Origin of the sequence: Leeuwenhoekiella sp. A16 (genome assembly GCF_047946675.1) — a bacterium.
In the GTDB taxonomy this organism is placed as follows: domain Bacteria; phylum Bacteroidota; class Bacteroidia; order Flavobacteriales; family Flavobacteriaceae; genus Leeuwenhoekiella.
Map to the genome: position 1 here is coordinate 2,105,807 of NZ_CP172313.1, position 13,029 is coordinate 2,118,835.

12 protein-coding genes are annotated in these 13,029 nt (G+C 35.1%); 11 read left to right on the plus strand and 1 reads right to left on the minus strand.

Going from position 1 to position 13,029, the window contains the following annotated elements:
* Positions 1 to 60 precede the first annotated feature (60 nt).
* Together ACH3O9_RS09120 and ACH3O9_RS09125 are read left to right on the plus strand one after the other, a co-directional pair.
* Positions 61 to 591, plus strand: coding sequence for a 2'-5' RNA ligase family protein (locus ACH3O9_RS09120; protein ID WP_416446496.1), 531 nt, complete (start codon positions 61 to 63; stop codon positions 589 to 591).
* A 152-nt stretch (positions 592 to 743) separates the two neighbouring features.
* Positions 744 to 1,133 (plus strand): DUF1398 domain-containing protein, encoded by a 390-nt coding sequence (locus ACH3O9_RS09125; RefSeq protein WP_416446498.1) that lies wholly within the window; start codon positions 744 to 746, stop codon positions 1,131 to 1,133.
* Between the two features lie 43 nt (positions 1,134 to 1,176).
* Here ACH3O9_RS09125 and ACH3O9_RS09130 read toward each other — a convergent pair whose 3' ends face one another.
* Complete coding sequence (locus tag ACH3O9_RS09130; protein WP_416446500.1) at positions 1,177 to 1,788, minus strand: DEAD/DEAH box helicase; 612 nt, start codon at positions 1,786 to 1,788, stop codon at positions 1,177 to 1,179.
* Between the two features lie 357 nt (positions 1,789 to 2,145).
* On the opposite strand from ACH3O9_RS09130, the gene ACH3O9_RS09135 reads away from it, so the two are divergent.
* The 9 genes from ACH3O9_RS09135 (at position 2,146) to ACH3O9_RS09175 (ending at position 12,949) form a co-directional block, all read left to right on the plus strand.
* Entirely contained in the window at positions 2,146 to 2,499 is a 354-nt protein-coding gene (locus tag ACH3O9_RS09135) for a hypothetical protein (RefSeq protein ID WP_416446502.1), read from the plus strand.
* 141 nt (positions 2,500 to 2,640) lie between these two features.
* On the plus strand, positions 2,641 to 3,408 hold the full coding sequence (locus ACH3O9_RS09140; RefSeq protein WP_416446504.1) for a DUF6090 family protein: 768 nt from the start codon (positions 2,641 to 2,643) through the stop codon (positions 3,406 to 3,408).
* Between the two features lie 88 nt (positions 3,409 to 3,496).
* Positions 3,497 to 4,543: a serine hydrolase domain-containing protein gene (locus ACH3O9_RS09145; RefSeq protein ID WP_416446505.1), complete on the plus strand. Its 1,047-nt coding sequence runs from the start codon at positions 3,497 to 3,499 to the stop codon at positions 4,541 to 4,543.
* Positions 4,544 to 4,678: 135 nt separating this feature from the next.
* Positions 4,679 to 5,725 carry a serine hydrolase domain-containing protein gene (locus tag ACH3O9_RS09150; protein ID WP_416446507.1) on the plus strand — a complete coding sequence of 349 codons (1,047 nt, stop codon included), beginning with the start codon at positions 4,679 to 4,681 and terminating at the stop codon, positions 5,723 to 5,725.
* Between the two features lie 130 nt (positions 5,726 to 5,855).
* Entirely contained in the window at positions 5,856 to 8,168 is a 2,313-nt protein-coding gene (locus tag ACH3O9_RS09155; RefSeq protein WP_416446509.1) for an AAA family ATPase, read from the plus strand.
* Between the two features lie 181 nt (positions 8,169 to 8,349).
* Entirely contained in the window at positions 8,350 to 9,318 is a 969-nt protein-coding gene (locus ACH3O9_RS09160) for a hypothetical protein (protein WP_416446511.1), read from the plus strand.
* A 237-nt stretch (positions 9,319 to 9,555) separates the two neighbouring features.
* Positions 9,556 to 10,227 (plus strand): hypothetical protein, encoded by a 672-nt coding sequence (locus tag ACH3O9_RS09165; RefSeq protein WP_416446513.1) that lies wholly within the window; start codon positions 9,556 to 9,558, stop codon positions 10,225 to 10,227.
* 74 nt (positions 10,228 to 10,301) lie between these two features.
* Positions 10,302 to 11,075, plus strand: coding sequence for a class I SAM-dependent methyltransferase (locus tag ACH3O9_RS09170; RefSeq protein ID WP_416446515.1), 774 nt, complete (start codon positions 10,302 to 10,304; stop codon positions 11,073 to 11,075).
* 101 nt (positions 11,076 to 11,176) lie between these two features.
* On the plus strand, positions 11,177 to 12,949 hold the full coding sequence (locus tag ACH3O9_RS09175; protein ID WP_416446517.1) for a serine hydrolase: 1,773 nt from the start codon (positions 11,177 to 11,179) through the stop codon (positions 12,947 to 12,949).
* Positions 12,950 to 13,029 lie beyond the last annotated feature (80 nt).

Consider the following 13,029-nt stretch of genomic DNA (forward strand, 5'->3'; position numbering starts at 1 on the left):
GCCTTTTTTCTTTCTTTTATTGTAATTTAAAAGAGTGCTTATAAGACGTTTTGACGAAAAATGGACGTAATTAGAAAACAATTGACTTTATTCATTTTAGAATCAAATTCAGATATTGAAAAAATTCGAGCCGAGTTTAATCCTGAACAGTGCAAACTGATTGCACCTCACGTTACACTTTGTAGGGAAGAAGAAATTGAGGATATAGAAGGTGTTATTGAGCGTGTTAAATCAATCAAAATGGAAAAGCCAATTCAAATTGAATTTAAATGCGTTGAACGCTTTGCTGACGGAAAAGGAGTTTTATTACCTGCAACCAATAAAAACTATGATTTTTGGGAATTAAGAAAGCTGGTTTTGGGAAAAGACCAACTGTTAAATGAACAGTTTCCACATATAACGTTAATGCATCCTCGCAATTCAACTTGTAATGATGAAATATTTGAGAATATTAAAAAACATAAATTACCTGCCAAATTGTTATTTGAAAAAATCAGCTTAATTGAGCAAAAAAACGGCGGAAAATGGGCAATAATCGAAGAGTTTGATATTGTAAATAAAGCTTTACGCAACAGTAATACTACGTCGTGAATGGTATCTTGCTATTGAAACACGTTTCAGATTTTATTTCGATAACCTATTTTTGATATCTTAGTAATAGCCTGATATAAAACAATGTAGCTGAAAATTTTATAGACAGTTAATAAGATATTAAACAAATTGAATTAATGAAATAAAAAATAATGTTTACCATAGAACAAATAAAAGCTGCTCACAGTAAAGTAAAGTCAGGTGCAGACTTTCCCTTATATATTCAGGACCTTAAGAAACTGGGTATAATGCATTATCAGTCTTTTGTATCTGACGGACATACAGACTATTTTGGGAAAAATAATTATAAAAAATCCAGCCTTGCACAGTATGATACTCTTGCACTTGCTGAAACCTCAAATGTTGACCAATTCAAGAAAGACATTAAAGCTCATCAACAAGGAAAAACAAATTATCCTACCTTTTGTAATGACTGTGCTAAATCAGGTATTGAACAATGGACAGTGAACATAGAGCAAATGACATGTACCTATTATGACAAAGCAAAAAACGAAATATTGGTTGAATTAATTCCCCAATAAAAATTACTTTATCAAAATGATTGCTGGTTTTCGTAATTACAGCTTAAGCTTCTACAACCTCAGAATTACTCATAAACGACTCTTGCCAGCTTTCAAAGCGTTTGTCAAACTTTTCACTAAAAATTAAATATTGACATTTTCCTATACTTTCCGGAGTGCGGTTTACCTGAGCAAAACTGCTATTCCCCAGTAAAAATTGAGCATCTTCTACAATGCACATTTGCAGTTTGTTGAGGTTGATTCCGTTAAGGTAAAAGATCTTGTTTAGGCGTTTAGGAGTAGCAATAACGATATCTGTCCCGTTATAGATCTCATCGCGTTGGTCGTCTATACTTTTTTCATCATAAGCGCAATACACACGTAGATCTGTTCCCTTTTTAAAAGCGATAAATTGAGATTCCAGCTCAAGAGCGGCTGCTTTATCCTTAACAAATATCAATACACGGGGAGCATCTTCTACGGCTTTACCTTTTAATTTCTGAATCACACTTATAACAATGCTTGTCGTTTTACCTGCACCTTCCGGCGCAATGGCAAACAAACTTGTTCCTCCTTTAATTTTAGATAGTATCTTTTTCTGAAAGGCTAACGGCTCTTCAAAACCTTTAAAAGCTAAAGTATCTTTTAAAGGCTCTATTAGTTTTTTAAACGACATAAATGTGATTCCTGAATTTGTGACAAAGGTAGTCGAAATTAAAAGGGTGCTTAAATTTGCATCTACTTTATAATTTTTGAACTGCTTAATTACATTATGACAACATAAATAACAACTTATTTCCTCAGCTAATAGGAATAAAAGTCACTTTTTATCTGGAAAAAAGCATTGATAACTAAAAAAATTAATAAATTGGTTATCAATACCATAATCTAATTTGAATTTTAATTCTCTAAGAACCTCAATTCTACAATAGCAGACGCAATTATGAATAGACAAATTATGAAAAAGCCGCATTTAATTTTTTGGATTTCGATTCCTGTATTAGTCCTAATAAGCATTTTAAATAGAAAACAAATGCTAGATATTAATGTTTATGATACCTATTATGTTTTTAGTAAAACTGCTTTAATCATCATGATCTCTGCCCTTTTTGGTTTTATGGGACTTGGGTATTACCTAATGCTAAAAGCAAAAAGAAAACTCTCTAAATGGCTTAATCTCATTCATGTGGCCCTTACTGTGGGCGGTATTCTCACCGTCTGGATTTTGACTCAACTTTTCAGAGAATCGATAATGGAATATCAGTTCAATAATAATTTAACCATGGCAATTTATGTTCTGGTGATTATTACAATTTTCGCACAAATACTTTATCCCATTAATTTAATAGGAGCGATCCTAAAACCGCGGAATAAAACCACTCTCTAACAATTATTTATAGAAACATTGGTTAAGAAAACCCGTTAAAAACTACCATAAACCACCCTAAACCACCCAAAAATCGGCTAAAAACCCCAAAAACCAGATTAATTTTCTTCGGTGTGGCAAAACCGATATGTACAAGACGTAATGATTCAACTCTTTCGAAAATTAAGGAAAAACTTACTTTCAGAAGGTAAAACAGGTCAGTATCTTAAATACGCTCTTGGCGAAATTGCCCTTGTGGTTATTGGTATTCTTATCGCGCTACAAATCAATAACTGGAACGAGTCTATAAAAGATAATAATGCCCTGAATGAGTATTTAGGGAAGATCAGGTCTCATACCGGTGAAGATCTGCATCAACTGGATACGATAACAAAATATAGATCTCAAATGGCCAATGTATGTAAAAAGGCCAGAACGCGTATTTTAGATAAAACGGAAGATGAGGATCTTTTACTGTTAATGTCTTGCGGCGTTGCTTTTGCAGATTATTACTTTAAGGCAAATACCGGCGGGTATGATGCATTAAGAAACTCTGGTTATTATGGTAAGATAAACACTACCCCGTTAGATTCACTCTTAACTAAATATCACAGTCTGGTAGAAGAAATTGCCGAAAATGAAAAGAGTTACAACGACTATGTTTTAAATCAGGAGGCCTATCTTTCAACCCATTTTGACACCTCCTTAATTCTCGCTTCTGCCTTTTTACCACCTGATTCTCTTGCATTAAGAGCTACGCCACAATCTGAATATTACGAGGTTTTTGCAGCATATACCGCAACTCCATCGTATAGAAATGTAATTGGTTTAGCTGCATTTCAGTTTGAAACTATGGTTAATCAGTACAAACAATTAAAAAACGTTGGTGAAAACGTTGTCAACGAGATCGATGCGATTACAAACGATTAGGTCATATTCCGCTAATTGTTAAATTTGTTAAAAAAGCGCTTGCAATAAGAAAGTCTATAAAACAAATCTTCATTTAGAATAGAGGAGCATGACCAAAAAGCAAATTAAAAAAATATTCAGAATAGTACTTATTCTTGTAAGCATAGGCTCTTTGGCGTTTGTACCGTGGAAGGTCGTCAAAGCCTGGGTTTTACCAACACCAGAAACAGTTCAGGAGCAAGTTGATCAAGCTGTTGATAACGGCTTAGACGGAATGATCGTCTATGTAGATCAAGGCGGGAAGCCGCCCGCATTTTACGCAGCTGGCTGGCATGACCGAAAGAAGAAAATTCCGGCCAATCCCAAAGCTTTATTCAAAATTGCCAGCATTAGCAAATTATATATTGCTGTTGCGGTCGCAAAACTGGTAAACGATAAACAGTTGTCTCTTGATAAAACGCTCGCAGATTACCTGCCACAAATGCAGGGAAGAATTGAAAATGCAGAGGAGATTACCTTGAGAATGATGGTGCAGCACAGAAGTGGTATTCCCAATTTTACAGATACTCCCGGCTATTGGGAGAATGCACCTAAAGACAACAAAAAAACACTTGAGTTGGTTCTGGATAAACCAGCCGACTTTAAACCGGATAAAAAATATAGGTATTCAAACACAAATTATTTGTTGATAGGCGAGATACTTGATAAAACGTTGGGATATAGCCATCATAAATATATCAGGAGTGAAATTTTGGTTCCGCTTAAGCTAAACAATACCTACAGTCTACTCAGTGAAGTAGGAGATTTAGGCGACGTGATGAGTGGCTATGATGTGGGTTACGATGGCGATTTAAAAAATAATGATTTTGTAAGTCCGGCAGGCTCAATGGTTGCTACAGCAGAAGATGTGGGCATTTTCCTGAGAGCTTTAAATGATGGCTCTTTGCTAAACGATAGTGAACAAGAAATTTATTCATCTATTTATACATATGAACATACAGGATTATTGCCGGGATATTCCAGCATTGCGAGGTATCATAAAGATATAGATACGGTCGTCATTCAGTTTACAAATACAAGCGGTGGCACTACCTGGAATATAACGGAAGTTGTCTATAACCGTATTTTAAAAATTATACGTAAAACAAGCGTGTAAAAACCTCCCTAAAACACTCAAAAATCAGCTTAAAAACCCCAAAACATAGAATATATAACAAACTCTTTTTAGTGTAGTAAAACTGATATGTTCAAAAGAAAGTCAATAAAATCAAATTATTTAGAATAAGGGAGCATGACCAAAAAACGCATCAAAAATATACTCAGAATTGTATTTATTCTTGCAAGTATAGGCTCTCTGGCTTTCGTCCCGTGGATTTTAGTAAGAGCCTGGATAATGCCACTGCCAGATACCGAACAAGAACAACTTGAAGAAGGCATAAAATATGGCTTTGACGGTATGATCGTCTATGTTGATGAAGCCGGTAAACCACCTGCATTCTACGCCGCAGGCTGGAAGAACAGAGAAAATAAAATTCCGGCAGATCCTCACGCGTTGTTTAAAATTGCAAGCATTGGCAAATTGTACCATGCTGTCGCGATCACAAAACTGGTAAGCGAGAATCGGTTGTCTTTAGATAAAACACTTGCAGATTACTTTCCGGAACTTGTAGGAAGAATTGAAAATGCTAAAAAGATCACCTTGCGCATGATGGTGCAGCACCGTAGCGGAATTCCTAATTTAACTAACACACCAGACTTCTGGGTAAATCCGCCTAAAAGCAGCCGGGAAGCGCTTGAGCGTGTGCTTGATCTCCCTGCAGACTTTGAACCGGACACAGATTATGAGTACTCAAACACCAATTATTTGTTGATTTCAGAACTCATAAAAAAGGTTACAGGTGGCGATAAATTTCAATATTTTAAGGAGGTAATTCTAGCCCCGCTGGGGCTTAAAAATACATTCGTTTCTATTCATGATATAAATATGGATGATCTAATGAGCGGTTATTACGTAGGTGTTGAAGAAGATATTAAAACTACAGACTACGGCTCTATGATTGCCAGCGCAGAAGACGTGGGCATATTCCTGCGGGCATTAAACGATGGTTCTTTGTTGACAAAGAAGGAGCAGGAAATCTATTCTTCCATTTACAAATATGAACATACCGGTCTCATTCCCGGTTATCAAAGTATAGCAAAATACCACAAAGACATAGACACGGTTGTTATACAGTTTGTAAACACGACCAACTTTGACGGCTATGACTGGAATTTATCTGAAATCATATACAGTCGTGTTGTAGAAATATTAAAACGTGAGAAGGCTAAACATAATTAAGCGCTTTTACGGAAAACCGTAAAGTGTTGTAAATGAAATTGGTTAGTTTAGTGCTAATATCCGCAGAAATTGTATAATTATTTTTAATAGTGTTGCTATAAACAAGTTGTATGCAAGCTGAAAAAACCAAATGATAGAAAAAATACTTACCATAGAAAAATTTGGAGTTTTCAATGATTTTAATTGGAATAGAGATTCTACTCTTCAAGATTTCAAGGAGAAAAATATTATATATGGCTGGAATTATTCAGGAAAAACCACCTTATCGAGAATATTCTGTTCACTGCGAGATAAATCAATTCATATAGATTATCCAGAAGCAAAATTTAAACTTCGACAAGAAAATAACCAAGAATTTGATAGTGATAATTTAGACACTTATGACAAAACAGTTTTTATTTTCAATAAGGAATATGTCGACTCAAAGCTTACTTGGGATTCTAGAACTGAATTGGGAGAGCCTATCGCATTTGACGTTGGAGAAAACACCACAATCCGAAGTGAGATTGAAAGATTAGAAGAAATAATTGAATACGTTAAATCGAGAAAGATTTTAACGCAATCACCTATTGATTCTTATAATGAATATGAAAATTGGCGATTTAGGGAAGAAAGCAAATCGATTAGACTAATTATTTCTAACAATACTATTCCATTTGACAAAGGACATTTTAAAGTAGCTTTAGGTGCAATAACAAAGGACAATCTTGATTCACTAATCATTGCTGAAAATAGGGAAATCGAAGATTTAAAAATATTGTCAAATTCAACTAATAACTTTCAACCTTTTGATGAATTTGAAATTGAATTAAAACTACTAGATTTCAAAACTTCTGTTAACGACCTTCTTTTAGAAGAACCTGCAAAAGACGTTGTTATTGACATTTTAGAGAAAAACAAGGATTTATACAGTTGGGTAAAGGATGGTTTAAAATTTGAAGAAAATTCAGATACTTGTTCTTTTTGTGGTAATGATGTAACAAATGACAGAATAACTTCTCTAAATAATTATTTCTCAAATGCTTCTAAAGATTTAAGAGATAGAATTTCCACACAGAGGGATTTGATTAATCAAGAAATTACTGCGATTAATTCAATAGAGATACCAAAAAGTAAAAATGACTTCACAGAAAAAGTTAGGGAAACAATTGATTTAAAAATTAAATCCTATAACTCAATCAAATCAAAATATTTACTCGAACTAAATCACTTTTTGAGTGAACTTACCAGAAAAGAAGACGGGAACATATTTAACAAAATTTCAGTAGTAGAAACTGAATACGACCTAAAGGAAATTGAAGATTGGTTTTTGGAAGTTAATGAAGTTATAAAAAGTCATAATTCTTTAATATCTAACTTTGAAACACAGCGTGATGCAGCAAGAGAAAAGTTAAAAAAGCACCTTATTGCCGACTTCCTAAAAAACGAAAATTATTTCGACAAAAAAGAAAAGAGCCAAAATGCACAAAATTGGCAACGACTATATGCCCACTATATCACTATAAAAGAAAGCCTAAAACGGGAGAAACTTGATTCATTAAAAACAATTACAAAAGGGAAAGACGAATTAAATAAATTCATACAAAAATTTCTTAATCGAAATGATATTGAAATTGATGTTACTGGAGATGATAAATTCATTCTTTTGCGCAAAACAAGACCAGCAAGAAATTTAAGTGAAGGAGAAAAAACAGCAATTGCGTTTTCTTATTTTTTAGTAGAACTAGAAAGCCTTGGTGTACAAGAAATGCAAAAGACAATCGTTTTTATTGATGACCCGATTTCAAGTTTAGACACCAATCATATTTCGCAAGTTTACTCTCTTATAAACTCTTATTTTTTTAGAAAAAATATAGATGCGGATAATCCTGACAAGGTTGTAAACTGTTTTAAGCAATTATTTATATCAACTCACAATTTTGAGTTCTTCTCATTTTTAAGAGATTCAACACAGCTCAATAAAAAGAAAAAAATAACGAATCCAACGACAGGAGAAAAGCAAGAAATACCAAATTTTGGATTTTATCAAGTTCAAAAAATAGATACAGACAACTCTGTTCTTAAAGGTTTGGATAAGGCGTTAAAAAGATACAAATCAGAATATATTTATCTTTTTAGTCTTATTTATAAATACAAGCAAGATATTGACAATGGTGGAGATGTTCATAATATACTTATTCCAAATGCTTTAAGAAGGTTTTTAGAAATATACACGCTAATGAAAATTCCAAATGAACCTGATAGTGTAGAAAATAGGATTGTTCAATTAGTGGATAATGTAAATAATTTCAAAACTCTTAACCACTTCTCACACTTTACAACATTTGAAAAGGCAACGAGACACGATGAACTGATTATGGTTCTGCCGACCGCTTGCAATGAACTTATAAGTCTTTTGGAACTTGACGAAAAACATTATGAATCGCTAAAAAAAGCAATCTGAAAAGAAAGCTAGCATACAAATACGGCTATACGTAATGCGGGTTTTAGCGATAAATTTAAAGTAAATGAATATTAAAAAACATAACAGCAAACTGAAAGTGAAGTGCATTATAATCCTGCACTGCGCATAGCCAAACCGTTAACTGCAAGTACAAACCAAAATTTCATAGGTATCTAAGTATATGAATAAAGCTAGAATAGACAATACTGATACAATTGTATTAGCGGATGAAATATTGCAGTTTTATCCAAACCATAAAGAATTAGTTTTTGTTTGTGTGGATAAAAAATGTTCAATTAGAATGGCACCTGCGTGTATTAAGAAAAATAGTAAGAGACGACCTCATTTTAAAAAATATAGAAATCAAGAACATATTAAAGAATGTGAATATGCAGTTTTAAATGAGTTATATCAGAAAGGAAAGGATCAAAAGTTAACAAGCACACAAATTAACAAAATTGGATATCCTTCGGTTTTTAAAATTGAAGAGAAAATTGACTTAGATGAAAATCAAAATCATTTAGAGGGAAATAAAGAAGATGACGAAGGAGTTACAGGTCGTGGAGAAATATTAAAATTATATGAATTTGACGGCGAAAATATCAAATTTGATAGGAAGAACAAAGTTCAAAGTATAGATAGAATAGTGGACTGGTATTTGAGTTTTCCTTATAATAGAGATGTTGAGATTGAAATAAAAGGAATAAAAATTGAATATCAATATTTTTTCAAAAGAATAAAAAGCTATACACAATCTGTAAAATTAAATAATGAAAGAATATTTTATGGCAAGCTAATGTTGTCAAATAAAAATAGAAATGTTTTTGATAAATATCCTGAAAGCGTTTATTTCACGTTACTCGGTTTCCAAAATAAGGAGGAATTAAGTGGGAAAATTGACAATTATTCGGTGAAGATTAATAAGAAATCCATAACTAAAACTCTTTTATCAAGATTAAAAAACAAATACAATGTGTTATTTGAAAAAGCATTTACAGAATTTCAAAACAAATCAAATGAACCGAATGTAGCATTATACGTTTTTGTTTATGGTACAATCGATGAGAATAGTGATACTATGTTGAATGTTGAAAAACATCATATTACATTTAGATATGATGAGGTAAGAAAAACGATGATAGAAAGGTAAAAGCGACAGACTTCTTCATATACATAAAATCATGCGTTGATAACAAAACCAGTTTCTTCAATTTCAGTTTAAAACCCCTCAAAAAAAAGGGCTTTATAATTTATTATTACCCATTATTTAATTTCAATTTTTCGTTTCGTTTTTTTGTTATCTTGGTTCCCCAATACCAAAAAGAATAGAAGTATTTTTTCTAAGAAATACCTTCCTAAATCGCTGGTAATAATCAGGGTAAAAAATATGAAAAGACTTTTAGTTCTGGCTTTAATTTTGGTTCTCACTTCTTGCGGAGCCAACAAATTTCTCACTTCTTCAGTAACTCCGTCACAAATTTCAAACCTCAGCTATCTCGAGCCCGTGTCGTATATTCAGCGTATAGAAAAAGGCAACAAATCTGCATTTAGCGATTCACTTTCTACGCTTACTAAAACAGCGCTCGATTCACTTTTGCAAAAGAACAGCGCAAAATTCAGGCTGTCACAACAACTTACTTTTCCTAATGATACCGTAAAGAACAAAGTAGAAATAGAGCTTAGTTCTATTGCGCAGCAGATATTTCAAAAAAAGAAACTCGACGGTATTGCATTAACGCCGGCAATAGATTCATTGATAGAAAGTAATGGTGAGCGATTTGCCCTTTCGGTAGTCGCCACAGGCTTTGGCAGACGCAAAGGAAATTACGGTGGTCAGGTTGCAAAAGGTGCCGCAATTGGCATTCTCACATTAGGAATGTATACACCGGTGCCAATAAAGTCTAATTTAACGGTTTACGCATTTATTTTTGATGCCGAAAAGAACGACGTGGCTTATTACAAAATGGTGCCGCCGGTAGAGAAAGAACCCACAGATCCCGAAGTTATAGACAAGCAATTACAGGAACTTTTTAAAGGTTATTTCTACGAAGAAAAATAGTTAACCACTCTTCAGCGCTTTTGGCTGTAGCCAAATTTTGCTTTTCTTATCTTTATTAGTCTAAACGAGATGAGATGAAAGCAGAAGATCAACTTTGGGACGCCAATTTATACACTACAAAATATGCCTTTGTTTTTGGCTACGGTTCTTCGCTCATAGAATTGCTCGATCCACAACCTGAAGAACGTATTTTAGATCTGGGCTGCGGCACGGGAGAATTAACCGCTTTAATTGCAGAAAAGTCAAAAGCGGTCACAGGCATAGATAAATCGCCCCAAATGATAGAAAAAGCGCGCAATACCTATCCTGAATTTCAGTTTGAGGTAGCAGACGCGACAGATTTTCGCTTTAGCGAAAAGTACAACGCTATTTTCAGCAACGCCGCTTTGCATTGGGTTCTTGACTACAAAGAAGCGATAAATTGCATGTATAAGGCGCTTTTACCCGGTGGCAGGCTGGTTTTAGAAATGGGCGGCAAAGGCAATGTGGCTGCTATCGTTTCCGCATTAAAGCAGGCGCTTGCAAAACGAGGGTATGAGCAGCAGGCTAATTATAAGCAGTGGTTTTTCCCATCTATCGCAACTTACACAACAGCGCTTGAAGAAGCAGGTTTCGATGTGCGTTTTAGCGAACTTTACGACCGCCCCACAGAACTGGCAGATGAAGCCACGGGCATTAAAGACTGGCTGGCGATGTTTGGCGGAAACTTCTTTAAAGGAGTTACTAAAAATGATATTGAGGCAATAAAAGAAGAAGCGCAGCAGGTTTTAAAACCAAAACTTTTTAAAGATGGTAAATGGGTTGCAGATTATAAACGTTTGCGGGTAATTGCTTATAAAAGCTTATAATCCCTGGGTTAAACCGGTAAATGACAGGTAGGTGACACCCTAATGTCGTTAAAAGCGCAAGTCTGGCGACATAGTTTTATGAGACTTAAAAATCAATAATTATGGAAAGTCCCACAATAGGAAAGAACCTTATCTACCAACGCAAATTAAAAGGATTGACTCAGGCAGACCTGTCTGAAAAAACTCAGGTTACCGTGCGCACCATTCAGCGTATTGAGAAAGGTGAGGTAGAGCCGCATTTGCAAACCGTAAAATTACTCGCCGCCGCTTTAGAGGTAGAAGTAGATGATCTTTTAATTCTCGAAAATCCCAAAGAAGAAGCTGTTGTAAAAAAGTGGTTGCTGCTTATTCACGGCACACCCATTCTGGGTACAATCCTGCCGCTGTGTAATATTCTGTTCCCGCTCTTTTTATGGATTCATAAACGGGAAGACAATAAAGTTTATGACGAGCACGGCGTGAAGGTCATCAACTTTCAGATTACCATGACCTTGCTCTTTGCGCTCTCATTTATAGCGCTTGTCACCGTAGAAGGTTTCGGGTTTTTCTTATTCATAGCCGTACTTCCGTTTACTATGGTCGTCATGATCTACAATATTATACGCGCGATAAAAACCCAGACCTGTTATTATCCGCTGTCAATTCCTTTTCTAAAATCGGGTAAAAAAGTTCAAAAATCGGCTGTAATTGTGCTTTTTTCGGTAATATCTTTAATGAGTTTTGGATCTATTCAGGCACAACAAATCAACCGACTTGACGGAAGTTCGATAACTGTAGATTCGCTTAGCGCGAAAATTGAGCAACTCACAAAAGCTGCACATGTTACAGGGATTGAGGTCACAGTTTTTAATGATAACGAGATCGCTTTCGCGAAAGCTTTTGGTTATTCAAATAAAGAGAACAACACAATTTTAAAAACCGATGGAGTCATTTACGGCGCTTCGTTAAGCAAAGCAGTTTCTGGTTATCTGGTCGCCGGTCTTGCAGATGAAGGTGTGATAGATCTGGATAAGCCGCTACAGGAATATCTTGATGTTCCCATCCCACAGATGAAGCTGGCAAAAGAGTGGCGTGAATTTCATGATCTTGCAAATGATGATCGTTATAAAGAGATCACCGCCAGAATGTGTCTTTCGCACAGCACAGGCTTGCCCAACTGGCGCTGGATAAGCAAGAAAGGTAAATTTAAACCCAAGGGAAAATTGAAGTTTTACTCTGACCCGGGAACAAATTACAGTTATTCAGGTGAAGGTATGATGTTGCTGCAATACGTGATCGAGCACATCACAGGAAAGGGACTGGAAGAATTAGCAAGAGAGCGGGTTTTTGATCCTTTAAAGATGGATATGACCAGTTATCTGTGGCAAACACGTTTTGAAGATAAGTATGTCTACGGTCATACTAAAGACGAGAAAGTGGTTGCAAAAGACGTCGCAGATGAAAGCGCCGCTGCCGGTTCTATGGTGACCACAGCAGATGATTATGCCAAATTTGTAAAGCATATTTTAGAACTTAATACAGCCAATTCTGAAATTACAAAACTCATGTTTCAGCCTAATATTGATATACATTCTAAAGCGCAGTTTGGTCCTTCAGCTTCTAAAACCTCAAACGAAAATGACGATATAAAACTCAGTTACGGTTTGGGTTGGGGATTACTAGATTCGCCTTATGGGAAAGGCGCTTTTAAAGAAGGTCATGGGGAAGGATTTCAGCATTATTCAATCATTTTCCCAGAGCAGAAAATGGGCGTAGTGATTCTTTCTAATAGTGACAACGCCGAAAGCATTTTCAAAGAGCTGCTTGAGTTCACAATCGCAGATACCTTCACCCCGTGGAAATGGGAAGGCTATATTCCGTATGATTCAAATTAAATGATTTTGCTGCACACCATTTGTCGTCACCCTGTCCCGAAAGTTTTTGGGATCAGGGTCGCATAATCATAATGGCTATA

What these genes read in the sequence shown, in the direction of transcription:
- ACH3O9_RS09120 (WP_416446496.1), top strand. Translation starts at nt 61, where the DNA reads ATGGACGTAATTAGAAAACAATTGACTTTATTCATTTTAGAATCAAAT.
- ACH3O9_RS09125 (WP_416446498.1), top strand. Translation starts at nt 744, where the DNA reads ATGTTTACCATAGAACAAATAAAAGCTGCTCACAGTAAAGTAAAGTCA.
- ACH3O9_RS09130 (WP_416446500.1), bottom strand. Translation starts at nt 1,788, where the DNA reads ATGTCGTTTAAAAAACTAATAGAGCCTTTAAAAGATACTTTAGCTTTT.
- ACH3O9_RS09135 (WP_416446502.1), top strand. Translation starts at nt 2,146, where the DNA reads ATGCTAGATATTAATGTTTATGATACCTATTATGTTTTTAGTAAAACT.
- ACH3O9_RS09140 (WP_416446504.1), top strand. Translation starts at nt 2,641, where the DNA reads ATGATTCAACTCTTTCGAAAATTAAGGAAAAACTTACTTTCAGAAGGT.
- ACH3O9_RS09145 (WP_416446505.1), top strand. Translation starts at nt 3,497, where the DNA reads ATGACCAAAAAGCAAATTAAAAAAATATTCAGAATAGTACTTATTCTT.
- ACH3O9_RS09150 (WP_416446507.1), top strand. Translation starts at nt 4,679, where the DNA reads ATGACCAAAAAACGCATCAAAAATATACTCAGAATTGTATTTATTCTT.
- ACH3O9_RS09155 (WP_416446509.1), top strand. Translation starts at nt 5,856, where the DNA reads ATGATAGAAAAAATACTTACCATAGAAAAATTTGGAGTTTTCAATGAT.
- ACH3O9_RS09160 (WP_416446511.1), top strand. Translation starts at nt 8,350, where the DNA reads ATGAATAAAGCTAGAATAGACAATACTGATACAATTGTATTAGCGGAT.
- ACH3O9_RS09165 (WP_416446513.1), top strand. Translation starts at nt 9,556, where the DNA reads ATGAAAAGACTTTTAGTTCTGGCTTTAATTTTGGTTCTCACTTCTTGC.
- ACH3O9_RS09170 (WP_416446515.1), top strand. Translation starts at nt 10,302, where the DNA reads ATGAAAGCAGAAGATCAACTTTGGGACGCCAATTTATACACTACAAAA.
- ACH3O9_RS09175 (WP_416446517.1), top strand. Translation starts at nt 11,177, where the DNA reads ATGGAAAGTCCCACAATAGGAAAGAACCTTATCTACCAACGCAAATTA.